We start from the raw sequence: 26,393 nt of genomic DNA, 5'->3' as shown, positions 1-26,393 counted from the left end.
CACCGCGCCATACAACACTTATATACGGAGACAAGACATGCAGCGGATATTCGAGAAGGCGGCGCTCGCGCTCGCCCTGGTGGCCATGCCCCTGTGGGCCGGCGTGGCCTGCGCGCAGCAACCCCTGCGCATGATGGTCGGCTTTCCCCCCGGCGGCACGACCGACGTCATCGCGCGCCTGGTGGCGCAACGGCTGGGCGGCGAACTGAGCCGCTCGGTCGTGGTCGAGAACCGCGCCGGCGCCAGCGGCAACCTGGCCGCGGCGACGGTGGCCAAGGCCGACCCGGACGGCAGCACGCTGCTGTTCGCCCCCAGCAGCCACGCCACCAATGCCTCGCTCTACACCAACCAGTCGTTCGACACCGTCAAGAGCTTTCGCGCCGTCGGCATGGTCGCGGTGACGCCCTATGTCCTGGTCGTCAATCCCGGCATGCAGGCCACCAACCTGCGCGACTTCGTCGATTACCTGAAGCGCAACCCGGGCAAGGTGGAGTTCGCGTCCGCCAGCCCGGGCACGGGCCAGCACCTGGCGGCGGAATTGTTCAAGGACGAGGCCGGCGTCGACATCATGCATGTGCCCTACAAGGGCAGCGCGGCCGCCCTGCCCGACCTGATCGCCGGACGCGTGCCCATGATGTTCGACAACATCGCCGTGATGCTGCCACACATCCAGCAGGGCACGGTCCGGCCGCTGGCCATCACGTCGAAGACGCGCTCGCGCTTCCTGCCCGATACGCCGACCATGGCGGAAAGCGGCTACCCGGATTTCGAAGTGCTGGGATGGTTCACGCTGCTGGCGCCGGCCAAGACGCCCGACGCGACGGTGCAGGCCTACAACGACGCCCTGAAGAAGATTTCCGCCGACCCTGACTTCGTGGCGCAACTGGCCAAGCTGGGCGGCGAGGCCGTCGCACGCACGCCGGCGCAGGCCGACGCCTACATCGCGGAAGAAGTCGACAAATGGGGCAAGGTCATCCGCACCGCCCACATCAACCTCAACTGACGGCCGCCCCCACTGCCGTGCCGATTATCGCAAGACTGCCCATCCAGAAAATCATGAATCCGACTCTTGCCGCCCGTACCGGCGGCCGTATCCTGGTCGATGCGTTGAAGGTCCACGGCGTGGGCCAGGCCTTCTGCGTGCCCGGCGAAAGCTATCTGCCCGTGCTGGACGCCCTGCGCGACGATGCGCAGGCCATCCGGCTGACTGTCTGCCGCCAGGAGGGCGGCGCGGCCTTCATGGCCGAAGCCTATGGCAAGCTGACCGGCAAGCCCGGCATCTGCTTCGTGACGCGCGGGCCGGGCGCCACCAACGCCAGCATAGGCGTGCATACCGCCTTCCAGGACTCGACACCGATGATTCTGTTCGTCGGCCAGGTGGGCGCCGACGTGGCCGAACGGGAGGCCTTCCAGGAGATCGACTACCGCAGGATGTACGGCCAGATGGCCAAGTGGGTGGCCAGCATCGACGACGCGCAGCGCATCCCGGAATTCGTCCATCGGGCGCACCAGGTCGCGCTGTCGGGCCGGCCGGGGCCCGTGGTGCTGGCCCTGCCCGAGGACGTCCTGCGGGCGACGGCGCACGCCGCCGACCGCGTTCCCCACCGCATCGCCCGCGCCTGCGCAACCAGCGCCGACATGAAGCGGCTGCACGAACTGCTGGCGGCGGCCCGGCGGCCGCTGCTGATCGTCGGCGGCGGCGGCTGGAACGAGGCGGCCAGCGCCGCCATCACCCGCTATGCCGAGCGCGCCGGCCTGCCCGTGGCCACGGCGTTCCGGCGCCAGGATCGCTTCGACAACCGCCACCCCTGCTATGCCGGCCACATCGGGCTGGGCATCGCGCCCAGCCTGGCGCGCCATGTGCGGCAGGCCGACCTGCTGCTGGTCGTCGGCGCGCGCCTGGCCGACGCCACCACGGACAGCTACGCGCTCATCACGCCGGAGCATCCCGGCCAGACCTTGATCCACGTCCATCACGATCCGCAGGAACTGGGCCGCGTCTATCCGGCCGACCTGCCCATCGCGACCGACGTGCAGGCCTTCGCGGCGCAACTGGATGCCTGCGACAACCCGCCCGCCCGCTGCGACGCCTGGCTGCGCGAGCTGGCGGACGACTACCGGACCGACCTGGCTGTCGCCCCGTCCCGCCGCGACACCGACCTGGCGCAGGTCATGCATTGGCTCAACCAGCACTTGCCGCAGAACGCCATCGTGACCAACGGCGCCGGCAACTACGCCGGCTGGGTGCACCGCTACTTCCAGTATTCGCCGCAGCGCCGGCAACTCGCGCCCACCAACGGCGCCATGGGCTACGGCGTGCCGGCCGCCATCGCCGCCAAGCTGGCGGCGCCGGCCCGCACCGTGGTCTGCTTCGCCGGCGACGGCTGCTTCATGATGAACGGCCAGGAACTGGCCACCGCCATCCAGCACGACGCCGCCGTGGTCTTCATCGTCGTCAACAACGGCATGTTCGGCACCATCCGCATGCACCAGGAAATGCATTACCCCGGGCGCGTGTCGGGCACCTCGCTGCGCAACCCCGACTTCGTCGCGCTCGCCAGCGCCTACGGCGCCCATGCCGAGCGCGTGGCGCACCACGACGACTTCCCCGCGGCGTTCGAACGGGCCTGCGCCAGCGGCCGGGCCGCGCTCATCGAGATACGCACCGACCCCGCCGCGATCTCGGCGCGCCGCGACCTGCCGACCCTTGCCGCATGAGGCATCCGCGCATGGGCGCGGGATATACTATCCGCTCTCCATCATGGCCCTTTCTTCCTGACCGCACCTCAATGACTCGCCAACCACAGTCGGCCGATATAGAAGAACTCCCCCTGGGACGAACGTCGAAGTCGCTGCCTGAACAGGTCGCCGACCGGCTGATGCAGTCGATCCAGACCGGCGTGCTGCAGCCGGGGGAACGCCTGAAGGAAGAAACGCTGTCCGATCGATTCGCGGTCAGCCGCACCACCGTGCGCGAGGCCATCAGCACCCTGGAGCGCCGCGGCGTCATCGAACGCGTGCCCCGCTTCGGGGCGCGCGTGCGCGATATCCGCGCCGATGAAATAGAAGAAATCTTCTGCATCCGCGCGCAGCTGCTCGGACTGGCCGCGCGCCGGGTGGCCGAACATGGCGACGACGAAATCCTGGCGCAGCTGCGCCAACAGGTGGAACGCCTGCGCCAGCTCGCCGACAAGCCATCCACCTCGCCGGCGTCCTATGCGAAGGTCTCCATCGAGACCCAGCAATTGCTGATACAGGCAGTAGGCTGGAAACAGCTGGGCACGATGTACGAGGGCCTGAGCAACCAGATGCTCTGGAAAACCTCCGTGCGCGGCAAGTCGCTCAGCTTCCAGAGCCAGCAGCGCCGGCGCGAGTCCGTGGGCGACTGGCAGCGCCTGCTCGAGGCAGTGTGCACGCGCGATGCCGCCGCTGCCGAAGAAAGCGCCAAGCTGCTGCTGGGCGCCTCCTACCGCGCCGTGCGCGGACAGCTCGCTTCCTGAAAGCGCCGCGCACAGAAGCAACCCGCCTGGCCGGCGGGCGCGGGCGCTAGCCCACGGCCGCCCGGCTGGGGGCCTTGCGCCACGCCAGCCACGCCAGGCCCACACATATCATCAGCATCGGCACCAGCGATCCCACGTTCAGCACGGTCCATCCCCGGGTCGTCACCAGCATCCCGGACGTCAGCGAAGTCACCGCCATCACCGCGAACACGCAGAAATTCATGGCGGCCTGCGCCCGGTCTTTCTCCTCGGCCGTATAGGTCGACAGCGACAGCGTCGTGCTGCCGGTGAACAGGAAGTTCCACCCCACCCCCAGCAGGAACAGCGACACCGTGAAATGGTGCAGCTCCACCCCGGAAAGGGCCACGCCGATGCAGACCAGATTGAGCGCGGCGCCCCAGCCCATGATGGGCAGCACGCCGAAACGCTTGATGAGATGGCCGGTAAAAAAGCCGGGCGCGAACATCCCGATGACATGCCACTCCAGCACGAACGCGGCATCCGCGAACGGCAGGCCATGGTGCTGCATCGCCAACGGCGTGGCCGCCATCAGCAGGTTCATCACCCCGTAGCCGAGCGCGCCGGCCCCGGTGGCCACGATGAACGCGGGCTGGCGCGCAATCACAGACAACGGCCGCCCACCATTCGCGCTGGCGCGCTGCGCCACCTCCGGAAACTCGATGCGCGCCAGCACCGCCATCGCCAGCAGCGCCACCACGGCCAGCGCCAGATACGCGCCCAGGAACGGCGTGACGAACAATTCCTTGGTGAACGAAGCCAGGTTGGGCCCCACCACCGCCCCCAGCAGGCCGCCCGCCATCACCAGCGACACCGCCTTCTCGCGCGCGCCGGGCGCGGCCAGCTCCGCCGACGCGAACCGGTAAAGCTGCCCGTTGGCCGAGTAATAGCCCGCGATCGCGGTCGCGGCGCACAGCAACCAGAAATTGCCTATATAGGCCGCGAAAGCGCACAGCAGCGCCGAACCGGCCGCCACCAGCAGCCCCAGCATGAAGCTGCCCTTGCGGCCGTAGCGCTTCTGCGTCCACGCGACCGGCCCCGTGCACAGCGCCCCCCCGACCACATAACCCATGACCGGAAGCGTCGCCATCCAGCCGTACGGCGCGAGCGCGAACCCGACCAGGCCATTGATGGCGATGAAAGTAACGTTATTGGTAAGGAACAGGCCCTGCAGGACCGACAACAGCCAGAGATTGCGATTCATATTGAGCGGCGTGCCCTGCGATTGCGCGCAGGCGGAATATGCGGATTCGGATATATGGATATTACCAGTGGTAATTATCCATCCCGCCCCCAGCGGCCAGCACGGCCCCGGCGGACCAGTTGGTAACAGGCAAGTCCGGACGCCCCTTTTTCATTGAGCGAAATAAAAACGTGATATGTTGATATTGTTTACATTGTGAAATAAAAACGGGAATTCTTGCAGATGGATTTGTCGAAAATTCAATTCGGTGTCGACGTCGCCACCAGCCTGGCGATTCTGGCCTCGGCCATCACCTTCCTGATCAACCAGCGCCTCAAGACCCGGGAAACCAAGCGCCGGCAGCTCGACGAATCCGTGCGCGCCGTAACCGTCGACGAATTCCAATCGGCGCTCGGCAACCTGTCGACGGCCTACGTCAAGGAAATCGTCCGGCACACCGTCCCCCTGCAGGCCTCCGTCAGCCGCGGCCTGGAGCGCCTGGAAAAATCGCTGGAACTCGACCCCAAGCGGGCCAACGTACTGATGGACGCCATGGCCAACACCACGCAGGCCATCAGCGACTACATCAACGCGATCTGCGCCTACAACTACCAGATCTATCCCCTGCTCGACAGCATCGAAGGCGGCGAATCGCAGATCCAGGAATTCCGCCGCAACCTGCAGCGCCTGATGGACAGCTACAACAATATCGGCCGGGGCCACGAGTCGCTGTTCAAGGAAGTGCGCGCCCTGTGCGACTTCTGCGCCGCGCATCCGCTCGAGCAGGCCGACCACGAAGCGCTGCAGCGCATGGCCATGTCCATCGTCGCCGACAAGGACTACCGCCAATGGGTGGACAGCTTCGTGCCCAGCGGCAAGGAAGAGGCTTACTGGACATGCGTGGACAAAGGCGATTTCGAAGGCGAGAAGGACCTGCTCATGCGCGTCGTCTCCAACGTCATCGGCGGCTTCTACAAGGCCCCGGCCCGCATGCAGGCCCAGGTCATCTATCTCGCCTATTCCGCCATCATCGACGCCAGGCAGCAATGCAAGGAGTTCCTGGTCGGCATGGCCGCCATCAACTACTGGCTGATCCGCAAGGGCGGCGGCAGCGAATCCCTGCCCGACGTCATCCAGCGCTACCGCTCGCAGGCGGTATTCGCGGTGGATTCGGAGATCAGGTAGGCGCAGGTCGCCTGCAACGGCCTGCCTGCAGGCGGCGCCCCGGTCCGAACCGGGCGCAGCGACAATACGCCAGGGCCATGGCCCAGCCCCGCCCGGCTTGGCGGCGGGGCGAACATGGCTCCATAATGCAGACCCGGCGGCCGTTGTTGTCAGCGGCCAGGCCACCACTGCAGGCCGTCAGTCCACCGCGGCGCCCACGGCGGCGCCGCAGGAGCCCCACCCCAACATGCCCCATTCCGTCGACGACTCCTCCCTGGTAACACGACGCCGCGCGCAACTGGTAAAAGCCGCGATCAAGCTGTTTTCGCGCATGGGGTACCACGCCGCCACGGTCAAGGACATCGCGCAGGAGGCTGGCGTCAGCGCCGGCCTGATGTACCAGTACGTGCCGGACAAGCAGGACCTGCTGTTCCTGGCGCTGCAGCACATCGTCCAGCGCAACAAGGAAGAAGTGCCGTCGGCCTTGCTGGGCGTCGAAGATCCCATCGCGCGCCTGTACCGCGCCATCGATGCCTACACGCGCGTCATGGCCGCCAACCAGCAAGCCGTGCTGCTGACCTACCGCGAGACCAAGTCTCTCAAGCCCGAATACATCGAGCAGATGAAGCAGCTCGAACTCGACACCAACAGGCTTATCGAAGCATGCGCCACGGATTGCATACGCGCGGGCTACCTGGCGCCCACCAACGTGGAGCTGCTGGTGTACCGCATCATCATTGCGGCGCATGCATGGCCCCTGAAGCATTGGCGCTTGCGTCGCATCGTCACGCTGGATGAGTATCTCGACCAGGCGATCCATGCCGCCTGGAAAGACCTGCTGCTGCCGCGCGGCAGCAGCCGATATGAAGAACTGCGCCGGGCCGGCGAACTCCGGCCCGTCCATCTCGCCGGCGAATCGGACGACGGCGCCTCCCGCGCGGCGGGCACGGAACCGAAGAAGCGCGCACGGCGCGGCCGCGCCGCCTGAGCCTGGCCGCCGGACGCCACAGTCCGGCCCGGCCCTCCCGCCCCTCCCGCCCGGACCACCAGGCCGGGCCACACGACATGAATGGTTAGCCATTCAATACTCATACAGCACCGCCTCCATCACGGCCGCAAATCGCCGCGCGAGGCTCTTTCCCCTATGAAAGCCCACCCAGGCAACTGCCCATGCCTGTGGCGGCCGGGCCCTGGCCATGAAATTGAATGATTAACCATTCAATTTCATGATAAATTCACTTCGCGCTCATATGACTATTCAAGCAATCGAAGCGCCCTATCCGCAAGCTGGGAACGCCCCTGCCGTACCGGCGACTCAAGCTGCGATTGGATCCTTCATCCGGGAACAGAGGAGATGGCGATGTACAGGAGAATACTTGCCGCAGCCGCGGCCGCAATCAGTGCCCTGCTGCCGCTGCACGCGTCCGCCGACAGCTATCCGAGCAAGCCGATCAGCCTGGTGGTGGGGTTTGCCGCCGGCGGCGGCTCCGACGTGTTGACGCGCGCGTTCGCGAAATACCTGAACGCCGAGATCGGCGTGCCGATCGTGGTCGAGAATCGCCCCGGCGCCGACAGCCTGCTGGCCTCCCAGGCCATCAAGAACGCAAAGCCGGACGGCTACACCATATACCTGGCCACATCGACGCACGCGGTCAACCCAAGCCTGTTCAGCGAGGCGAAATTCAAGGTCCGCGATGACGTCACGCCGATTTCCATGATCGGCGAGGCGCCGGTCGCGATCGCCATTGCCCCGATGCTGCCGACCAGGACCCTGCAGGAATTCATCGACTATGCCAAGGCGCACGGCGGGCAATTGAACTACGGAACGTCGGCCAGCAATACCTATCTCGAAACAGCATACATGCTGCGCGCCGCGGGCCTGGACATGCAACGCATCCCCTACAAGGGAGCGGCTCCTGCCAGCGTTGCCCTCATGAGCGGCGAAATACAGCTGTTGCTGAGCACGGTGGGCCATCTGGCGCCGCTGGTCCAATCAGGCAAGGTTCGCGCCCTGGCGGTCACCAGCGCCGGGCGCAGTACGCTCATGCCCGACCTGCCCACGACGCGGGAGGCCGGCATGCCGGACTTCATGCCGAACCTGTCCACCGCCAACGATGCCGGCCTGCCCAACGTCACCAGCAGCATCTGGTATGCATTGCTGGCCCCGCCGGGCGTTCCCGCCGACGTGGTCAAGCGCTTGAACCAAAGCACCCAGGCGGTCCTGCGCAATCCGGAGTTCATGTCGCAGATGGTGACCATGGGCGTGGAGTTGCGCCCGTCCTCGCCCGAGGGACTGGGCCAGTTCCTGGAAGCCGAGGAAGCCAAGTGGCAGAAAATCGTCGACGATATCGGGGCCAGGCAATAGGCGAGCGCTCCCGGCCGGCGCGCCGCCGGCGCCGCGCTTGGCGGCCTTTTTCATGACGCGTCGGCGAAGCGCTTCGGAAAGTATTCCCGCAGCGGCGATGGAATGACATCCGCGCCGTGGACGCGGGCCAGATGAATGGCCAGGCCATGCAGGACGTTCTTCTGATGATGCCGGCGCTCGAATTGCCGCGCGGTGGTCCGGTGCAGGTAGGTGAGCATGCGCCGGCCCGCTTCCTTGGGGATCATGGCGAGCGCCGGCGGCGTACGCTTGGACTTGGGAGAAAGAAAGATCAAGCCGACCCATCCCCGGCTCGCAGGATCGAGCGCGGACAGTTCGGCGACCATCTGGGCCACCTCGCCGCGCCGGTCGGCGGCCAGCAATGCGCTGCCCTTGAGGATCAAGAGATAGATATGAAACTGGGACCCCGTCTCGGCGAGCTCGATCGCCCGATCGTAGAGATCGACCGCGCGGTCGATCTCCCCTTGGCAGGCCAGAGTGAGCGCTTTCATGGTGAAGGCGGCGGCAAAGGCCGTGCTGGCTTCGAAGGCCTCCTCGGTCAGCGTGGCGGCCAGCTTCAGGTAGCCCCGATCGATGAAGCACAGCACCTTTGCGATGCCCAGCAACAGCATCGGTTCGCTTCGGGCCTTTGCCAAGGCGCCGAGCGCCAATTGCTCGATATCGTCTTCAATGCCGCGCCATTGCACATCGGTCAGCGGCGGCGTATCCGGCGATAGCGGCCCCTGGATCAGCTCGGTATAGCGGTTCAGCGCCAGCAGCACCGCCAACGCGGGGTCGTCCGGATTGTCCGCTTGGGCCGCGCGCAGCCGCTGCGCATTGTGGCGCCAGCTTTCGATATCGCCCGTGACCAGGACGGCTGCATCGTGCAGGCGCAGCAACAAGGGCCGGTCGGTCGGGTTGGGCGGTTCTCCGCCGGGCAGCGCGGCATGCGCCCAGATGGCATCGGCCAGCGATTGCGCGAAGGCAGCGAGTTCGGCGTTTTCCCCCGCCAGGGGCACGGTCAAGCGAAACGGCCTGATCGGCGTGTTGCTGCGGCCGTCCTTGAGCACCAGCGCCATATGCAGCTGGCCGTCTTCGGGCCACAGGCTGATTTCCAGGCTATGGGCGATATGGCTTGCCGTCTCCGGCTCGAACCGCCATTGCGGCAGGCACAGCACCTTGCGGCTGCCGTGCAGCGCCTGGCCGATGTGGCCGCCGAGGCGCTTCACGACGGCGGCGGCCTGTTCGTTTTCGCCCAGGCCATAAACCGGGCCGATCAGCAGGAAGGCCGACACCGGCGCGACCGCGATCGGGTCCGCCACCCATATATAGCCTTCACCATACTGCGTGGCGATAAAGCGCGGCGTGCGGGCATTGTCTCCCAGCCGCTTGCGCAGCCGGTTGACCAGGTAATCGATATTGCGCTCGCTCAGCTCGCCCGCCAGATCGCCCAGGCCCTCCAGCAGTTGCTGCCGCGTGATGAGTTGATGCGGCCGCTCGGTCAACTGCAGGATCAGGGCGCGCTCTTGCCGGGTCAGGCTCAGCTTGGCGCCGTCGTCCCGCGTGGCGGCGCGCAAATCGGGCTGGAAGACAAGATCGGCATAGCGCACGGACGGTATGGACATATCGAGGGCTCGGCAAGGTACGAAACAGCGGGACGTGCGCTCGCCTGGCTGGATGTGGTTTTCCGCAGGTTCGCCGAAATTTAACACTTGAGGCCGCGACGCTGGCGCCGGCCATGCGGGTTGGTTTTGGAGCGTTTTGTTCCTTTCCGCGCAATAAATCGCGAAAAGCACCGGCCACCGCCTCAACCAAATATTGGTGCGAGAGTGTTTTGATAGAGTTCCGGCGCAATGAATCATCTGCTTGCGCACGTAGAAAGCAGACATACATACGCGCATTGCGCATGCCTCCTGCCCTGGCGCCGAGGCTCCCATCCCAGCCGGCAAGGACACGTATGAACCGCAACCACCGCCTCGTATTCAACCGCGCGCAAGGCGTCATGCAGGCGGCTCCGGAAACGGCGAAAGGCCGGGGAAAAAGCGGGTCGGCACGCAAACGGGCGACGATTTTCATGGCGACGCAGGCGCTGGCGTTTACATCAGGCGCCGTCTCTGCCGCCGAATGGGCGGTCGACGAAGGAAACTGGTCCGCGGCAGCGAACTGGACGCCAGGCGCCGTACCCGACGCAGCCACGACCGTGTCCATCCGCAACGGCGGCACAGCAGAGATCCATGACGCAGCGCGTGCCGAGCACCTGATCCTGGGCCTGGGAACGCTTCCATCGGAGATCGGCCATCTGATCGTGCGCAGCGCCGGCAGCCTGACAGTAGGCAATCAGACCTCTATCGGCAATGACCGCGGCAGTTCCGCCATTTCTACCTTGACCATCGACGGCGGCACCGTGACCGGCGGCTACGGAAACTTCCGTGTATAGCACAACGGAGCAGTCCTGCTGCGCGGCGGAGGAACCCTGCGCACGGGCACCCAAGGCCTGGCGCTTGACGGCGGCAGGTTGGAGATCAGCAATGCGCCCGGCACACTCGATAGCCCGTACGTCTGGGCCACGCCGGACGACAACGTCACGGGACAATTGATCTTCAACCATAGTGCCGGCGACTACGAATTTGCCCCCGCCATTTTGCAGAACGTCGCGGTCGTCCACGCCGGCGTCGGCGCCACCACGCTCGTCGGCGGGAACACCTACACCGGCGGCACGACACTCGATGCGGGCGTGCTCGGCATCTCGGCTAACGCCAACCTGGGCAATCCCAATGGCGCCCTGGTTTTCAACGGCGGCACGCTGCGGACAACGGGCTTCATCACCATGAACCGCGCCACGGCGCTTGGCGCGGGCAACGGTGCCTTCGACGTCGCCAGCGGCGCCTCGTTGACGCAGCAAGGCATCGTCTCCGGCAGCGGCGCACTGACGAAAACCGGCCCAGGCAGCCTGACGCTCTCAGGCGTCAACACCTACGCTGGCGGGACGGTGATCGAAGCAGGCACACTGCGCATTGCGCAAAGCGGGAACCTGGGTACCGGCCCCCTGACCCTCAACGGGGGGACGCTGGAGGCGACGGCCCCGCTCACCCTTTACGCCGACACCTGGATCGATGGGAGCGGCACCATTTCCACCACCAGCTCGTTGACCCTGGAAGGGAGCATCAATGGTCGGGCTGGCGTGAAAATAAGCAGCGGTCCGACAGGAACGGTGATCCTGAACGGTGCCCATAACGCCCTCCCCACTGCGTTCGTCACCGGCCAAAGCACCCTGCAAGTGAACGGTACTCTCGAGGCCATCATTGACATCGGTGGCGCTTCGAGACTCAGCGGCTCGGGCACGGTCGGCAATACGAGCATCCAGCACGGCAGCACTCTCTCCCCGGGCCAATCTTCCATCGGCACGTTGACGGTCAACGGCGACCTGACCCTGCATGACGGCTCCATCCTCGATTATCAGCTGGGCGGCCCCGGTACATCCAGCGACCCGGCATCCGGCATCGGCAGCCGCGTCAACGTCACAGGCAATCTGACGCTCAACGGCGCGCTCAACCTCAGGTCAAGCAGCGATACCGCCCAGGATGGCGTACCGGGCCTGGGCTACTACCGGTTGATGACCTATGGCGGCACGCTTTCCGGCACTGGACTGTCGATCGGCTCGACACCGGTTTTCTCGGATCCGGCGCACTTCGAGATCCAGGCCGGCGGCGGCAATGTCGATCTGTTCATCGCCGCGCTCGGACACGACACGCTGCAACACTGGCAGGGGGGGGATGGCGCCTGGAACAGCGCGAACGCACAGTGGCTGAACCGGAACGGCGAGGTTGCGGCCGGCTGGGCGGGCAACCAAGCCGTGTTCAAGAATCAGCCGGGCGGCTTCGGTGGCGGCACGATCACGGTCGCAGGCATGCAGCAATTCAAGGGCCTGCAATTCGTCGATGACGGCTACCGACTCGAAGGTTCGGGCCAGCTCGTGATCGACGGCTCCGAGCGCGGCGACGGCAATGCCGAAATCCGCGTACTGGCCAACAGCGCCGAGATCTCCACGGAGATTACCGGCAGCGGCGGAATCACCAAGACCGACGCCGGCACGCTGGTGCTCTCGGGGAACAACAGCTATCAAGGCAGCACGCACATCCTGGGCGGCGCGGTCTCCATTGCTTCGGACAGGAACCTGGGCGCAACGGGCGCCGGGATCCTGCTGAGCGGCGGCACGCTGGCCACGACAGCCGACATGGCCATCGGCCGGAACATCACCCTGGCCGGCAACGGGGGCTTCGATGTCGCCGCCGGCACCACGCTGGCGGCCACCGGGCCGATCGGCGGCACTGGCGCCCTGGTCAAGACCGGCACCGGGACGCTGCGCCTGGCTGGAGCCAACCTCTACGCCGGCGGAACGCGGGTGCGCCAAGGCGTGCTCATCGGAGATACCGCCTCGATCCGCGGGAATATCGCCAACGACGGCGAGGTGGCGTTCCAGCAAGCGACGGGCGGCGTGTTCGCCGGGGACATCTCGGGCTCCGGCCTGATGCGCAAACTCGGCGCCGGCTCACTGGCCCTGGCTGGCCGCAATGCCCAGGACTGGGCGGTCGATACCGGGCCGCTACGCAGCGCCGGCAGCCGCTTCGCGGGCGACGTGGCCATCGGCGCGAACGGGATCTTTGTGCTGGACGACGCGCAGGCCGCCGCCTATGCGGGGGCCTTGAGCGGTACGGGCCGATTCCATAAACAAGGCGCCGGCAGCCTGCTGCTGACCGGCGACAGCGCCAGCTTTACCGGGCACGCCACGGTCAGTGCCGGCACGCTGCGCGTCGGCGATCGCCATGGCGGCGGCGTCCTGGGCGGCTCGCTCGATGTGCAAGCCGGCGCGACCCTCGGCGGCTCCGGCACGGTCGGCTCGGGCGCGGGCTCGCAGGTGACGGTGGCCTCGGGCGGCACGCTGGCGCCGGGCAACTCCGTCGGCACGCTGACGGTAAACGGCGACCTCGTCCTCGACAAGGGGTCGCGCTTCGAAGTGGAAGTCGACCCACAAGGCACGCGCAGCGACCAGGTGGCCGTCACGGGCAATACCACGATCCAGGGCGGCGCGGTCGCCCACGTCGGCGCCACCGGGCAGTACCAGCTGCGCTCGACCTATACGCTGCTCACGACCGGCGGCGCGCTATCGGGCCGGTTCGATACCGTCTCCTCCGACTTCGCCTTCCTGACGCCCGAACTGCGCTACGACTACGGCGCGGGTACGGTCGGCCTGGCGCTGGCGCGCAACGACCGCAGCTTCGCCTCGATGGCGTTGACGGACAACCAGTACGCCACGGCCCAGGGCATAGACAGCATCGGCGTGGCCGCCGGCCATGCGGTCTACGACGCGGTTGCGCAACTGCCCGATGACGCGCCCCTGGTGCGCGCCAGCCTGGACGCACTCTCGGGCGAAATCCACGCCTCGGCCAAGACGGCCTTGATCGAGGACAGCCGCTTTGTGCGCGATGCCGCCAAGGACCGCGTGCGGGCAGCCTTTGCGGCGCCCGGGGCGTCCACGGCCGCCGTGAGTGCGCGCGCCGCGGACGGCGCGCCGACCGCCGTTGCGGCGACCCATGACGGCCCGGCGGCCTGGTCGCAGGCGTTCGGCTCCTGGGGTTCGACCGACAGCGACGGCAACGCCGCCCGCCTCGAGCGCAACGTCGGCGGGGTGCTGATCGGCGCGGATCGGCTGATGGGCAACTGGCGGGTGGGCGCCCTGGCCGGGTACAGCCAGACGGACGCCAAGGCGCGCGACCGGGCCTCCTCGGGCCGCAGCGACAACTACCACCTTGGCCTGTACGGCGGCACCCAATCGGGCGCCCTGGGCGTGCGCACTGGCCTGGCCTACTCCTGGCACGACATCCGCACCCGGCGCTCGGTGGACATCCCGGGACTGAGCGACAGCCTGCGGGCCGACTATGGCGGCGGCACCTTCCAGGCCTTCGGCGAACTGGGCTACGGCATCGAACTGAACGACACAACGCGCCTGGAGCCGTTCGCCAGCCTGGCCTACGTGCGCCTGCATACCGATGGCTACCGCGAAAGCGGCGGCGCCGCCGCGCTGACAACGGGCAGCGCCAACACGGAAACCACCTTCAGCACGCTGGGGCTGCGCGCCGAACACGCGCTCGGCAGCGGGGCGGCACAGGGAACGGTGCGCGCCACGGCGGGATGGCGCCACGCCATGGGCGACACCACGCCCCAGGCACGTCATGCGTTCTCGGCGGGCGACGCCTTTACCGTGGCCGGCGCGCCCATCGCCCAGGACAGCGCGGTGATCGAACTGGGCGTGGACCTGGCGGTGGCGCGCAACACCCGCTTCGGACTGAGCTACGCCGGCCAGATCGCCGGCTCGGCGCAAGACCATGGAGTAAGGGCCGACCTGAGCATCCGGTTCTAGGATGCCTATGAGCGAACGGGATGCGCAGCCCTTTGATGCCCAAGGGCTGACGCAGTCCGCCAGGCGCTGGCGGACTGTCCTGGGTTTCGAAAAACTCGTCAGACGTTGAACAGAAAGTTCATCACGTCCCCATCCTTGACCACGTATTCCTTGCCTTCGGCGCGCATCTTGCCGGCTTCCTTGGCGCCCTGCTCGCCCTTGCAGGCGATGAAGTCTTCGTAGGCGATGGTCTGGGCGCGGATGAAGCCGCGTTCGAAGTCGGTGTGGATGACGCCGGCGGCCTGCGACGCGGTGGCGCCGATGGGGATGGTCCAGGCGCGCACTTCCTTCACGCCGGCGGTGAAGTAGGTCTGCAGGCCGAGCAGGGTGAAGGCGCCGCGGATCAGGCGGTTCAGGCCGGGTTCTTCCATGCCCATGTCCGACAGGAAGGCCTGGCGGTCTTCCTCGGGCAGGTCGACGATCTCGGATTCGATGGCCGCGCAGATGGCGACCATGGGCGCGTTGCGCGACTTGGCGAACTCGGCCAGGCGCTCGAGCAGCGGGTTGTCGGTGAAGCCGTCGTCGCTGACGTTGCCCACGTACATGGCGGGCTTGGCGGTGATGAAGCACAGCTGCGCGATCAGGGCCTGCTCTTCGTCGCTGAGGTCCAGGCCGCGCACCGGCTTGGCCTGGTTGAGCTGGGCGATGCATTTCTCCAGCACGGTCACCAGGCGCTGCGCGTCCTTGTCGCCGGAACGGGCGGTCTTGGAGTGGCGGTGCAGGGCTTTCTCGGCGGTCTGCAGGTCGGCCAGCGCCAGTTCGGTCTCGATGACTTCGATGTCGGCGATGGGGTCGACCTTGCCGGCGACGTGGACCACGTTGGGGTCTTCGAAGCAGCGCACCACGTTGACGATGGCGTTGGTTTCGCGGATGTGCGAGAGGAACTGGTTGCCCAGGCCCTCGCCCTGGCTGGCGCCGGCCACCAGGCCGGCGATGTCGACGAATTCGACGGTGGCCGGCAGGATGCGCTCGGGCTTGACGATCTCGGCCAGCTTGTCCAGGCGCGGGTCGGGCACTTCCACCACGCCCACGTTGGGCTCGATGGTGCAGAACGGATAGTTCTCGGCGGCGATGCCGGCGCCGGTCAGGGCGTTGAAGAGCGTCGATTTGCCGACATTGGGCAGGCCGACGATGCCGCATTGCAGAGCCATGGAATTCCTGTCTAAGTATGTGTAATCAAAGCGTTAACGGTGCAGTTTACCGCCTGTGGCGGCGCCCTGCCTTCAGGCGCCGGCCGGCATCAGTGTCATCAGCAGCCAGATCATCAGTACCGAGCCGCCGTTGAACAGCGCGTGCAGCGCGATCGCCGCGCCGATGCCGCGCCGCACCCGCATCCATCCCAGTACCAGGCCGGTGGCCCATTGGGGCAGCACCAGCAGCGGCAGCAGCCATATGGGGGTCTGGCTGAGCGAGAAGTTGTTCAGGTGGACCGCGGCGAAGGTGAGCGCCACCAGATGGAACACCAGCCCGAAACGGTAGCTGTAGTAGCGGCGCCAGCTGGTGTCCCAGCCGGCCAGCGAGGCGCGTCCTCGGCGCAGCGACAGCCACGCCAGCCAGACCGCCACGGCGACGAGCGCCAGCGTCCAGCCCTGCGCGCCCCACAGGATGGCGGGCAGCACCATGGGGCAGAACCACAGCGCCTGCGCGGGCCGGCGCAGGCCGTAGCGAAACAGCAGTTCCTCGACCAGGGGCGCCCATAGTATGGCGGTCAGCCAGGGGATGTTGGCCAGATCCAGCCGGTGCATGGCGCCGCCGGCGCCGGCCACGGTGACGGCGATGGGGCCGAGCGCGAACAGGTTCAGGGCCCACAGCACCGCGGCCCAGGCCAGCAGGCGCGAGGCGCCGACGCCGGGTCGCCAGTCGCTGGCCCAGCCGCTGTCGGCGCGCCGCCCGGGCAGGCGGCCGCTCAGGGTGGGCCGGCGCAGGAAGCGCCAGCAATCGGCCAGGTCCTGGCGAAACGTCGTGGCGCGCGCCGCGCCCTGCCGCGCCGTGGTCACGTCGCTCAAGCCCCGTTGGCGCCGTGCAGCTCGCGCGTGGCCAGCGCGAAATCGCCGGCCAGCATCGCCGGCACGACGGCGCGGCAACGGTCGATGACCGTATCGATCTGCTGCTGTTCTTCGCGGCGCGGCGGGTGCAGGACGAAGTCGGCGACTTGCTGCGCCAGGCCGAGGCTGCGGGGATGGCCGATGCCGATGCGCAGGCGCCAGAAATTGGGGCTGCCCAGCGCGGCCTGGATGTCTTTCAGGCCATTGTGGCCGGCGTGGCCGCCGCCCTGCTTGATCTTGACCTGCCCCGGCAGCAGGTCGAGTTCGTCATGCAGCACCAGCACCTGTTCGGGCGCCAGTTTGTAGAAGCGCGCCACCGCGCCGACGGACTGGCCGGAACGGTTCATGTAGGTGATGGGCTTGAGCAGCACGACGTTCTCGCCCGCGTGGCGCGCCTTGGCGAGCATGCCGAAGAACCCTTTCTCCAGCGCAAACGCGGTGCGCAGGTCGTCGGCCAGGTGGTCGGCGAGCCAGAAACCGGCGTTGTGGCGGGTCGTTTCGTAGTCGGGGCCGGGGTTGCCCAGCCCGACGATCAGGCGAATGGGATCTGACATGGTGGCGTATGCATCGGGACGCGTATTTGTAAAGTACAAAACCCTGCGCATGCAAATCGCATGCGCAGGGTTTCGGGGACGTCGGACACGAGCCCGCGGCGGACGGTCGCCGCCGCGCCCTGGCGCACTCAGGCGGCAGGTTGCTCGGCGGCAGCGTCGCCTTCGTCAGCGGCACCGCCACCCTTGACGACCGCAGCGGCGATCAGGGGGTTGGTGTCGCCGCCGTGGGCGTTGAACGTCACGCCCTTGGGCAGCTTGATGTCGGCCAGGTGGATCGAACCGCCACCCAGCAGGTCGCCCAGGTTGACTTCGATGAACTGGGGCAGCAACGCCGGCAGGCAGGTGATGTCCAGTTCGGTCAGCACGTGCGAGATGATCGCGCCGCTCAGCTTGACGGCCGGCGACACTTCGGCGTTGATGAAGTGCAGGGGCACCTTGGTGTGCAGGGCCTGGTTGGCATCGACGCGCTGGAAGTCGACGTGCATGACTTGCGGCTTGTAGGCGTGCCATTGAACCGAACGCAGCAGCACTTCTTCGGTCTTGCCGCCCTCGATGACCATGTTCAGGATCGACGCGTGGAATTCTTCCTTGCGCAGGGCATGGTAGATCTCGTTGTGATCCAGTTCGATGTTCAGGGGGGCAGCGGTACCGCCGTAAACGATGGCAGGCACGCGGCCCGCGCGGCGCAGGCGGCGGCTCGCACTCGAACCCTGGACGCTACGCGCAGTGGCGTTGAATTTCATGGAAAACTCCAAACAATCTGGCGAATGGATCGCCGGTTAAGACACGCGGCGCGACATGCGCTGCGTGGTTTTTGCGCGCCGCCGCGACCAGCGGCGCACAAATTCGGGAATACGGGCGCCGATCAGTCGGCAAACAGCGAGCTGACCGACTCGGCGTTGGAAATGCGCAGAATGGTCTCGCCCAGCAGCGCGGCGCACGACAGCTGGCGGATCTTGCCGCAGGCCTGGCCTTGCTCGGACAGCGGGATGGTGTCGGTGACGACCAGCTCGTCCAGCGAGGAAGTCTCGATGCGCTCGATGGCGCCGCCCGACAGCACCGGGTGCGTGCAATACGCGTAGACGGCGCCGGCGCCGCGGTCTTTCAGGGCCTGGGCCGCCTTGCACAACGTGCCGGCGGTGTCGACCATGTCGTCCATGATGATGCAGGTGCGGCCGTCGACTTCACCGATGATGTTCATCACTTCCGACACGTTGGCGCGCGGACGGCGCTTGTCGATGATGGCCAGGTCGGCTTCCAGCTGCTTGGCCAGCGCGCGGGCGCGCACCACGCCGCCGATATCGGGCGACACCACCACCAGGTTCGAGAAATTGCGGCGCCAGATGTCGCCCAGCAGGATCGGACCGGCATAGATGTTGTCGACCGGGATGTCGAAGAAACCCTGGATCTGGTCGGCGTGCAGGTCCATGGTCAGCACGCGGTCGACGCCGGCGACCTGCAGCATGTTGGCCACGACCTTGGCCGAGATCGCCACGCGCGCCGAGCGCGGCCGGCGATCCTGGCGGGCATAGCCGAAATACGGGATGGCGGCGGTGATGCGGCCGGCCGAGGCGCGGCGCAGGGCATCGACCATCACCATGATTTCCATCAGGTTGTCGTTCGTGGGCGCACAGGTGGGCTGCAGCACGAAGACGTCCTTGCCGCGCACGTTCTCGTTGATCTCGACCATCACCTCGCCATCGGAGAAACGACCGACGGTCATTTTTCCCAGCGACATGTCGAGGTGGTTGACTACGTCCACGGCCAGCCGCGTGTTGGCGGTGCCCGTGAAAATCATGAAGCTGTCGTTTGCCATGATGTTGATGCAGTGGTCGGTTTCAGGTCACGTACGCAGGTGCGCGCTGAAAATCTCGTAAAACAAAAAAGCTGCTGAACTGGAGCCAGTGTCTGACGGGCGCGTTCAACAGCTTTTTTATGTATTGGTTTGGCTGGGGAGGAAGGATTCGAACCTTCGCATGCCGGAATCAAAATCCGGTGCCTTAACCAGCTTGGCGACTCCCCAACTAGCTTGCAATCCAGTTCCGCAACGGATGTTCAGTCAATCCAGTACTAGCCTGTACCAACCGGAACCCGGGATGCGTGTGGCTGGTTGTTTTTCCAGCGACGCGCATTGTAGCGGTTATTTCCTCTTGTGCCAAAACGGCTTCCGGCAGGGTGGGAAATTCGGCGAAAAGACACGCCCCAGATCCCGACATCCGAACACGCAAACCGTGCTCGAAAAGCCAGCGAACAGCCCCTGAAACCTCAGGATACCGCCGCAACACCACCGGCTCCAGATCATTCCTGCCAAAGCAGGAAGTTAGCAAAGCAAGAAAGTCCGCTATTGTGACCGAAGCACAATCCCTTGTCAAATCGGGGTCGGAAAAAATGGCGGCAGTGGGCACGCCGGCGTCGGGCTGCACCACCAGATAGGCCGCCGGCGGCAGCGCCACGGCCGTCAGGTCTTCGCCCACGCCTTGCGCGAAGGCCGACTGGCCGAAGACGAAGACCGGGACGTCGGCGCCCAGCGGCAGCGCCAGTTGCATCAGCTGGCTGCGCGACAGGCCGGTGCCCCAGAGCCGGTTCAGGGCGATCAGGGTGGTGGCGGCGTCGCTCGATCCGCCGCCCAGGCCGCCGCCCTGCGGGATGCGCTTGTGCAGGCCGATCTGCGCGCCCTGGCGGGTGCCGGTGGCGCGCTGCAGGCTGCGCGCGGCGCGCACGACCAGGTCGTCGGACTCGGCCACGCCGGGCAGTTCGTACGCGCGGCCGATGGCACCGTCGGCGCGCGCTTCGAAATGCAGGGTGTCGGCCAGGTCGATGAAGCGGAACGCGGTCTGCAGCAGATGGTAGCCGTCGGCGCGGCGGCCCACCACGTGCAGAAACAGGTTCAACTTGGCGGGTGCGGGTACGTCGTAGAGCGTCACGGCGGAAGCGAGGGGCTGGGGATGCCCCTATTCTAGACCGCCGCCCGCCTAGGGCTGGGTAATCACCAGCCGCACCAGGATGCGGCGGCCGGGCTCCTGGCGCTGCAGCACCAGCAGTTGCGGGCCTTGCGCGTCGTAGCGGCTCAGGCGCGCGTTCCAGCCGTCCTGCTCGAAGGCCGTGGGGCGGCCTTGCGCGTCGCGCTCCAGGCCATCCGGGGCCGCGCCGGCCATCAGGCGGCCGCGCAGCCAGTCGCGCAGCCCCGTCACCGGCACCGGGCTGCCCAGGGCGTCCTCGGCCAGCGCATCGGGATGCTCGGCCGCCAGGCGCTCGCCATTGGCGCGTGTCAGGACGGCCATGCCGGGGCGCCCTTCGACGCGCGCCTCGGTCGAGCCCAGCGGATTGGTCAGGTCCAGCAGATAGCTGCCGCCATCGTCGCGCCACGCGAAACCGCCCTGCACGGCCTGCTGCTTGCCGTCGGACTCCGTGACGGTGATGGCGAACCGGCCCACCCGCGAGAACACGTCCTCGCCCGCGCCGGCCATGGGCTTGGGCACGCTGACGCAGCCAGCCAGCACGGCCAGCAGCAGGCACAGCGTGAATGCGTGCAGCCAGCGGACGGGCGAGCGCGGCGCCGGGCAGACGCTCACGGGCGCACCTCCAGGCGGCGCATCGTGTCGAGCAGGGCGCGGTTCTTGGGATCCTTGGCGTAGGCGGTGCGCAGCAGTTCGGTGGCGCTGTCGCGCTCGCCCTGCACCCACAGCACTTCGGCCAGGTGGGCGGCGATGTCGGCCTCGGGGCGCAGCGCATAGGCGCGCTTGAGGTACTCGATCGCGGCCGAAGGCTCGCCCATGCGGAATTTGACCCAGCCCATGCTGTCGAGGATGAAGGGATCCTCGGGCGACAGCTCGAGCGCCTGGGTGATGAGGTCCAGCGCCTCGGGCAGCCGCTGGTTGCGGTCGGCCAGCGTGTAGCCCAGCGCGTTGTAGGCATGGGCATGGTCGGGGTCGAGCGCGATGACTTCGCGCAGCAGGCGCTCGAGCTGGTCGATGCGCCCCTGGCGCTCGTACAGCATGGCCAGTTCGTACTTGATCTCGACCGTGTCGGGCATGGCCTTGTCGGCCGCCACCAGGATAGCCACCGCGCGATCGACCTGGTCGGCGTCGCGCAGGATCTGCGCCTTGGTCAGCACGCCCAGCGTGCGCTCTTCGTCGTCCTGCGGATCGGCCCGGTCCACCATGGCCAGCGCGTCGTCGATGCGCCCCTGGCGGGCCCGCAGCGTGGCCTGGCGCATGTGCGCCGAATAGCGCATGGCCGGGTCGTCGATGCGGCCCAGCTCGCGGATGGCTTCGTCGTAGCGGCCCTGGTCTTCGGCGATGCGCGACAGCAGCACGTGGGCGTCGGCCGCGGCGGCGCCGGCGTCGGTGGCGCCCGGCGCGGTGGCCATCTGGCGCTGGTTCTGCACGTCGAGGTATTGCTGCAGGTAGCCGCGCGCCTGGTCCAGGCGTCCCGCCTTGTAGGCCAGCTGGGCCTGCATGAACATCAGGTCGAAATCCTCGGGCGAGCGCCGCGCCATCGCCTGCAGCTCGGCCAGCGCGCCATCGTAATCGCCGCCGTCGGCGATCTGGCCGGCCAGCATCAGGCGCAGCTTGCGCGCGTCCGGATTGCGGTTGATGAAGGCGCGCGCCTGGTGCTGCGCGCGCGTGGCGTCGACCTTGGCGCCGTATTCGAGCACGCGCTGCGCGGCGGCCTCGGACTTGGGGTCGGCGGCCAGCGCGGCGTAGGCTTCGTTGGCGGCGCGCGGGTAGTCGCCGGCGGCCTGCGCCACGTCGGCCAAGGCCAGGTGGGCGGCGGGCAGCTTGCGGGCGCTGTCGCTGAGCGATTCGTCCAGGATGCGCAGCGCCAGGCGGCGGTCGTTCAGGCGGCTGAGCACGCCCATGGCCTGCACGATGGCCGCCGGCTTGTCGCGCGCCGTGTCGATGCGCTTGCGCAGCGCCGTCGCCAGCCCCGAGGTCTCGCCGTTGGCGGCGGCCAGCGCCAGCTCGGTGGAGCTGGCCTCGATATCGTTGGGCGCCAGGCTGGACCAGGCGCGCGCCGCATCCAGGGCGCCCGGCAGGTTGCCCCCGGCAAGCTGGAACTCCAGCCCGCGGCGGGCCAGGCGCGGATCGCCCGTCTCGCGCGCCAGCGTCACCAGCGTGGCGGCGGCGGTGCCGTACATGCCGCGCTGTGCGGCCAGTTCGGCGCCGACGATGCGATAGAAGATGTCGGCGGTAAGCGAAACATAGGGCAGTTGCCCCGGCCGCAGGCGGATGACTTCGGTCTCGGGCTGCTTGCTCGGCTGGATCAGGCGCGGGCCGGTGGCATCGCGCGGACGCACCTCGGCGGCCTGCGCAGGTAGGGACTGCAAGCCCGCCAACGCCAGCGCGGCTACTCCGAAATTAATGTGTTTGAGCGACAACTTCACGCGGCCCGTCCGGTTGATGGCACAATCTTCGTACACGCAATTGATGATCTTACACTGGCTCATGCCGGAACTGCCTGAAGTCGAGACCACCCGACGGGGAATCGACACCGTCATAACGGGCCGGACGCTACGCCGCCTGGTCGTGCGCGAAGCGCGCATGCGCTGGCCCATTCCACCCGCCCTGCCCGATCTGCTGGCCGGCCGCACCGTGCTCGAATGCGGGCGGCGCGGCAAGTACCTGCTGCTGCGCTTCGACCATGGCGTGCAGATCGTGCATCTGGGCATGTCCGGATCGCTGCGCCGGGTGCCCGAGCAGGAGGCGCCGCGCAAGCACGGCCACGTCGACTGGGTATTCGACCACGCCGTCCTGCGGCTGCACGATCCGCGCCGCTTCGGCGCGGTGCTGTGGCACCCCGACGAGGCCGGCCCGATCGCCGCCCACCCGCTGCTGGCCCGCCTGGGCATCGAACCGTTCGACCCGCGCTTTGACGGGCGCTGGCTGCACGCCTACTTCCGCGGACGCCGGGTCGCCATCAAGCAGGCCCTGCTGGCCGGCGACGCCGTGGTGGGCGTGGGCAACATCTACGCATCGGAAAGCCTGTTTCGCGCCGGCATCGATCCGCGCACGGCCGCCCAGCGCGTCTCGGCGGCGCGCTGCGACCGGCTGGCGGCCGCCATCCGCGCCACCCTGTCGGACGCGCTGGATTCCGGCGGCAGCACGCTGCGCGACTACGTCGGCGCCAGCGGCGAGCCGGGCGCGTATTTCGCCATCCACGCCGCCGTCTACGAGCGCGCCGGCCTGCCCTGCCGCGTGTGCGGCGCGCCGATCCGCCGCCTGGTGCAGGGCCAGCGCGCCACGTATTTCTGTCCGAGCTGCCAGAAACGCTAGAGAATTCGTCTATAGCAAACGTATTGCACAAAAACAAACGCCGCGCTATATTTCCTTCCACGCATTCGTATAAGTGGAAGGAGCCCACCGTGAGCAAACAATTCGCCTCGCATGCCGACCTGGAAGACAAGGTCGTTTCGTTCGAAAAACTCTCCGACAACGCCTACGCCTATACGGCCGAAGGCGACCCCAACACCGGCATCATCGTCGGCGACGACGCGGTCATGGTGGTCGATACCCAGGCCACGCCCGTCATGGCCCAGGACGTGATCCGCCGCGTGCGCGAAGTCACCGACAAGCCCATCAAGTACATCCTGCTGTCCCACTACCACGCCGTGCGCGTGTTCGGCGCCTCGGCCTACGGCGCCCAGGAAATCCTGGCCAGCCGCGACACCTACGACCTGATCGCCGAGCGCGGCGAACAGGACAAGGCCAGCGAGATCGGCCGCTTCCCGCGCCTGTTCCGCAACGTCGAATCGATCCCGCCCGGCCTGGTGTGGCCCACCATGACGTTCAAGGGCGAAATGACGGTCGACCTGGGCAACCTGGAAGTCAAGCTGCTGCAGGTCGGCCGCGGCCATACCAAGGGCGACACCATCGCCTGGCTGCCCGAGCAGAAGATCCTGTTCGCCGGCGACCTGGTCGAGTACCAATCCACCCCGTACTGCGGCGACTGCTATTTCCGCGAATGGCCGGCCACGCTGGACGCGCTGGCGGGCTTCGAGGCCGAGAAAATGGTCCCGGGCCGCGGCCCGGCGCTCAAGAGCGCCACCGAAGTGCGCCAGGGCCTGGCCGGCACGCGCGCCTTCCTGACCGACCTGTACGCCGCCGTCAACCGCGGCGTGGCCGATGGCAAGGACCTCAAGACGATTTACCGCGAGGTCTACGATTTCATGAAGCCGCGCTACAGCCAGTGGGTGATCTTCGACCACTGCATGCCGTTCAACGTCTCGCGCGCCTACGACGAGGCGACCGGCCACTACGATCCGCGCATCTGGACCGACAAGCGCGACATCGAGATGTGGCAGCAGCTCGAAAGCTGACCGCCGCGCCGCATCGATGGGCCCGGCCGGCGGCCTTTGCGCCGGCCGCGCGCCCTGCATGAACAAAAGACCAAGACATACCCGCCACGCAGGAGACAGTCGTGGGAGACATCGACTACCAGGCGATCGAGTTCGCCTATACGAAATGCGCCGACCAGCAGCGCGACACGCCGGCCCGGCACTGTGTGATCGTGGTGGGCGCGGGCCCGGTGGGCCTGACCACGGCGCTGGACCTGGCGCGGCAAGGCCTGCGGGTCGTGGTGCTGGATGACGACTACCGCCTGTCGACCGGCTCGCGCGCCATCTGCTTCGCCAAGCGCACGCTGGAGATCTGGGACCGCCTGGGCGTGGGCCAGCGCATGGTCGACAAGGGCGTATCGTGGAACGTCGGCAAGGTGTTCTTCCGCGACCAGGAAGTCTGGCGCTTCGACCTGCTGCCCGAGCCCGGGCACCGGCGCCCGGCCTTCATCAACCTGCAGCAGTATTACGCCGAGGGCTACCTGCACGAACTGGCCAGCGCCCAGCCGGGCATCGAGCTGCGCTGGAAAAGCAAGGTGGTGGGCGTGGCGCAGCAGGCCGATGGCGTGCAGGTCACGGTCGACACGCCCGACGGCGCCTACGCCCTGCATGTCGACTGGCTGGTCGCCTGCGACGGCGCGCGCTCGCCGGTGCGCAAGCTGCTGGACCTGGAAACCCATGGCCGGGTATTCAAGGACCGCTTCCTGATCGCCGACGTGAAGATGGCGGCCGATTATCCCGCCGAGCGCTGGTTCTGGTTCGACCCGCCCTTCCACCCCAATCAGTCGGTCCTGCTGCACATGCAGCCCGACAATGTCTGGCGCATCGATTTCCAGCTGGGCTGGAACGCCGACCCTGTCGAGGCCGTCAAGCCCGAGAACGTGCTGCCGCGCATCCGCGCCCTGCTGGGCCCGGACGCCGACTTCGAACTGGAGTGGGTGAGCGTCTACACCTTCGCCTGCGAGCGCATGGACCATTTCCGCCATGGGCGCGTGGTGTTCGCCGGCGATTCGGCCCACCGCGTCTCGCCGTTCGGCGCGCGCGGCGCCAATAGCGGCGTGCAGGACGCCGAGAACCTGGCCTGGAAGCTGAAGCTGGTGCTGGCGGGCCACGCCCCCGAATCGCTGATCGACAGCTACGCCGCCGAGCGCGAATACGCCGCCGACGAAAACATCCTGAACTCATCGCGCTCGACCGACTTCATCACGCCCAAGAGCGAAGTCAGCCGCACCTTCCGCAACGCCGTGCTCAACCTGGCGCGCCAGCATCCGTTCGCGCGCACGCTGGTCAACAGCGGCCGCCTGTCGGTGCCGGCCGCCTACGCCGACTCGCCGCTGAACACGCCCGACAGCGACCCCTATGCCGGCACGATGCGGCCGGGCGCCGTGGCGCTGGACGCGCCCGTACGGGCGGACGCGCAGCCCGGCTGGTGGCTGTCCCAGCTCGATGGCGGGTTCGCGCTGGCGCTGTTCTGCGGCGCCGAGACGCCGCGGGCCGATATGCTGGACGCGCTGCGGGCGCTGCAGCAGGACGAGGTGCCCGTGCAGCCCATCCTGGTCTGCGACGCCGGCGCCGCGCCGGCCGCCGCGCCCGCAGGGGTGCGCGTGGTCGAGGACAGCGAAGGCTGGCTGGCCCGCCGCTACGACGCCCGGCCCGGCACCTGCTACCTGATCCGCCCCGACCAACACATTGCGGCGCGCTTTCGCGCCTTCGACGCCCAGGCCGTCCGGCGGGCGCTGGCGCGCGCCATCGGCCGCGCGTAAAGGAGCCCATC

At 67.5% G+C, this 26,393-nt stretch carries 19 protein-coding genes, 1 tRNA gene and 1 pseudogene; 10 read left to right on the top strand and 11 right to left on the bottom strand.

The window, feature by feature from the left end; all coding sequences use genetic code 11:
• Positions 1-37: 37 nt before the first annotated feature.
• From LK409_RS02010 to LK409_RS02000, 3 genes are all read left to right on the top strand, one after another.
• Positions 38-1,003, top strand: a complete 966-nt coding sequence (locus tag LK409_RS02010) for a tripartite tricarboxylate transporter substrate binding protein (RefSeq protein ID WP_003808538.1) — start codon at positions 38-40, stop codon at positions 1,001-1,003.
• Positions 1,004-1,056: 53 nt separating this feature from the next.
• Entirely contained in the window at positions 1,057-2,718 is a 1,662-nt protein-coding gene (locus LK409_RS02005; RefSeq protein ID WP_041937116.1) for a thiamine pyrophosphate-binding protein, read from the top strand.
• Between the two features lie 71 nt (positions 2,719-2,789).
• The gene (locus LK409_RS02000; protein ID WP_041937115.1) at positions 2,790-3,500 is read left to right on the top strand and encodes a GntR family transcriptional regulator; all 711 of its coding nucleotides are present in this window, start codon (positions 2,790-2,792) and stop codon (positions 3,498-3,500) included.
• A gap of 46 nt (positions 3,501-3,546) precedes the next feature.
• Here the strand turns inward: LK409_RS02000 and LK409_RS01995 are convergent, their stop codons facing one another.
• A complete protein-coding gene (locus LK409_RS01995) occupies positions 3,547-4,722 on the bottom strand; it encodes an MFS transporter (RefSeq protein WP_003808533.1) in 1,176 nt (391 codons plus the stop codon).
• A 216-nt stretch (positions 4,723-4,938) separates the two neighbouring features.
• On the opposite strand from LK409_RS01995, the gene LK409_RS01990 reads away from it, so the two are divergent.
• From LK409_RS01990 to LK409_RS01980, 3 genes are all read left to right on the top strand, one after another.
• On the top strand, positions 4,939-5,886 hold the full coding sequence (locus LK409_RS01990) for a hypothetical protein (RefSeq protein ID WP_010927703.1): 948 nt from the start codon (positions 4,939-4,941) through the stop codon (positions 5,884-5,886).
• Positions 5,887-6,112: 226 nt separating this feature from the next.
• A complete protein-coding gene (locus LK409_RS01985) occupies positions 6,113-6,853 on the top strand; it encodes a TetR/AcrR family transcriptional regulator (protein WP_003808529.1) in 741 nt (246 codons plus the stop codon).
• 372 nt (positions 6,854-7,225) lie between these two features.
• The gene (locus tag LK409_RS01980; protein WP_003808527.1) at positions 7,226-8,230 is read left to right on the top strand and encodes a Bug family tripartite tricarboxylate transporter substrate binding protein; all 1,005 of its coding nucleotides are present in this window, start codon (positions 7,226-7,228) and stop codon (positions 8,228-8,230) included.
• Positions 8,231-8,280: 50 nt separating this feature from the next.
• Here the strand turns inward: LK409_RS01980 and LK409_RS01975 are convergent, their stop codons facing one another.
• The gene (locus tag LK409_RS01975) at positions 8,281-9,852 is read right to left on the bottom strand and encodes a winged helix-turn-helix domain-containing protein (protein WP_010927702.1); all 1,572 of its coding nucleotides are present in this window, start codon (positions 9,850-9,852) and stop codon (positions 8,281-8,283) included.
• A gap of 332 nt (positions 9,853-10,184) precedes the next feature.
• Here LK409_RS01975 and LK409_RS01965 point away from each other — a divergent pair.
• A pseudogene (locus tag LK409_RS01965) lies at positions 10,185-14,645 on the top strand (BB0916 family autotransporter).
• Positions 14,646-14,743: 98 nt separating this feature from the next.
• Here LK409_RS01965 and ychF read toward each other — a convergent pair.
• The 9 genes from ychF to LK409_RS01920 all read right to left on the bottom strand — a co-directional run bounded on the left by ychF (position 14,744) and on the right by LK409_RS01920 (position 22,732).
• On the bottom strand, positions 14,744-15,835 hold the full coding sequence (ychF, locus tag LK409_RS01960) for a redox-regulated ATPase YchF (RefSeq protein WP_010927700.1): 1,092 nt from the start codon (positions 15,833-15,835) through the stop codon (positions 14,744-14,746).
• Between the two features lie 72 nt (positions 15,836-15,907).
• Positions 15,908-16,690, bottom strand: coding sequence for a CPBP family glutamic-type intramembrane protease (locus LK409_RS01955; RefSeq protein ID WP_010927699.1), 783 nt, complete (start codon positions 16,688-16,690; stop codon positions 15,908-15,910).
• The gene (pth, locus tag LK409_RS01950) at positions 16,687-17,283 is read right to left on the bottom strand and encodes an aminoacyl-tRNA hydrolase (protein WP_033446931.1); all 597 of its coding nucleotides are present in this window, start codon (positions 17,281-17,283) and stop codon (positions 16,687-16,689) included. The genes LK409_RS01955 and pth overlap by 4 nt, the downstream gene beginning before the upstream one ends.
• 128 nt (positions 17,284-17,411) lie before the next feature.
• The gene (locus LK409_RS01945) at positions 17,412-18,026 is read right to left on the bottom strand and encodes a 50S ribosomal protein L25/general stress protein Ctc (protein WP_003808505.1); all 615 of its coding nucleotides are present in this window, start codon (positions 18,024-18,026) and stop codon (positions 17,412-17,414) included.
• A gap of 122 nt (positions 18,027-18,148) precedes the next feature.
• A complete protein-coding gene (locus LK409_RS01940) occupies positions 18,149-19,099 on the bottom strand; it encodes a ribose-phosphate pyrophosphokinase (RefSeq protein WP_033446928.1) in 951 nt (316 codons plus the stop codon).
• A gap of 130 nt (positions 19,100-19,229) precedes the next feature.
• Positions 19,230-19,306 (bottom strand) — tRNA-Gln (locus LK409_RS01935).
• Between the two features lies 1 nt (position 19,307).
• A complete protein-coding gene (gene ispE / locus LK409_RS01930; protein ID WP_010927698.1) occupies positions 19,308-20,207 on the bottom strand; it encodes a 4-(cytidine 5'-diphospho)-2-C-methyl-D-erythritol kinase in 900 nt (299 codons plus the stop codon).
• A 48-nt stretch (positions 20,208-20,255) separates the two neighbouring features.
• Positions 20,256-20,855 (bottom strand): lipoprotein insertase outer membrane protein LolB, encoded by a 600-nt coding sequence (gene lolB / locus LK409_RS01925; protein ID WP_010927697.1) that lies wholly within the window; start codon positions 20,853-20,855, stop codon positions 20,256-20,258.
• Positions 20,852-22,732, bottom strand: a complete 1,881-nt coding sequence (locus LK409_RS01920) for a tetratricopeptide repeat protein (RefSeq protein ID WP_010927696.1) — start codon at positions 22,730-22,732, stop codon at positions 20,852-20,854. Before LK409_RS01920 ends, lolB begins: the two co-directional genes overlap by 4 nt.
• Between LK409_RS01920 and mutM the strand changes: the two genes are divergently transcribed.
• The 3 genes from mutM (at position 22,731) to LK409_RS01905 (ending at position 26,382) form a co-directional block, all read left to right on the top strand.
• A complete protein-coding gene (gene mutM / locus LK409_RS01915; protein WP_010927695.1) occupies positions 22,731-23,558 on the top strand; it encodes a bifunctional DNA-formamidopyrimidine glycosylase/DNA-(apurinic or apyrimidinic site) lyase in 828 nt (275 codons plus the stop codon). The two genes, LK409_RS01920 and mutM, sit on opposite strands and share 2 nt — an antisense overlap.
• 89 nt (positions 23,559-23,647) lie before the next feature.
• Positions 23,648-24,601, top strand: a complete 954-nt coding sequence (locus LK409_RS01910; RefSeq protein ID WP_041937112.1) for an MBL fold metallo-hydrolase — start codon at positions 23,648-23,650, stop codon at positions 24,599-24,601.
• Positions 24,602-24,702: 101 nt separating this feature from the next.
• On the top strand, positions 24,703-26,382 hold the full coding sequence (locus LK409_RS01905; protein ID WP_010927693.1) for an FAD-dependent oxidoreductase: 1,680 nt from the start codon (positions 24,703-24,705) through the stop codon (positions 26,380-26,382).
• The last annotated feature ends 11 nt before the right edge of the window (positions 26,383-26,393 follow it).

Origin of the sequence: Bordetella parapertussis (assembly GCF_020735925.1) — a bacterium.
GTDB lineage: Bacteria > Pseudomonadota > Gammaproteobacteria > Burkholderiales > Burkholderiaceae_B > Bordetella > Bordetella pertussis.
The sequence above is the reverse complement of the archived record's forward strand: the minus strand, read 5'-3'. Positions and strand labels throughout refer to the sequence as shown.

Excerpts from the sequence above, each read along its gene's own strand:
- LK409_RS01945 (WP_003808505.1), bottom strand. The coding sequence starts at position 18,026 with ATGAAATTCAACGCCACTGCGCGTAGCGTCCAGGGTTCGAGTGCGAGC.
- LK409_RS01985 (WP_003808529.1), top strand. The coding sequence starts at position 6,113 with ATGCCCCATTCCGTCGACGACTCCTCCCTGGTAACACGACGCCGCGCG.
- pth (WP_033446931.1), bottom strand. The coding sequence starts at position 17,283 with ATGTCAGATCCCATTCGCCTGATCGTCGGGCTGGGCAACCCCGGCCCC.
- ychF (WP_010927700.1), bottom strand. The coding sequence starts at position 15,835 with ATGGCTCTGCAATGCGGCATCGTCGGCCTGCCCAATGTCGGCAAATCG.
- LK409_RS02000 (WP_041937115.1), top strand. The coding sequence starts at position 2,790 with ATGACTCGCCAACCACAGTCGGCCGATATAGAAGAACTCCCCCTGGGA.
- LK409_RS02005 (WP_041937116.1), top strand. The coding sequence starts at position 1,057 with ATGAATCCGACTCTTGCCGCCCGTACCGGCGGCCGTATCCTGGTCGAT.
- LK409_RS01975 (WP_010927702.1), bottom strand. The coding sequence starts at position 9,852 with ATGTCCATACCGTCCGTGCGCTATGCCGATCTTGTCTTCCAGCCCGAT.
- mutM (WP_010927695.1), top strand. The coding sequence starts at position 22,731 with ATGCCGGAACTGCCTGAAGTCGAGACCACCCGACGGGGAATCGACACC.
- LK409_RS01995 (WP_003808533.1), bottom strand. The coding sequence starts at position 4,722 with ATGAATCGCAATCTCTGGCTGTTGTCGGTCCTGCAGGGCCTGTTCCTT.
- LK409_RS01980 (WP_003808527.1), top strand. The coding sequence starts at position 7,226 with ATGTACAGGAGAATACTTGCCGCAGCCGCGGCCGCAATCAGTGCCCTG.
- LK409_RS01920 (WP_010927696.1), bottom strand. The coding sequence starts at position 22,732 with ATGAGCCAGTGTAAGATCATCAATTGCGTGTACGAAGATTGTGCCATC.
- LK409_RS02010 (WP_003808538.1), top strand. The coding sequence starts at position 38 with ATGCAGCGGATATTCGAGAAGGCGGCGCTCGCGCTCGCCCTGGTGGCC.
- LK409_RS01940 (WP_033446928.1), bottom strand. The coding sequence starts at position 19,099 with ATGGCAAACGACAGCTTCATGATTTTCACGGGCACCGCCAACACGCGG.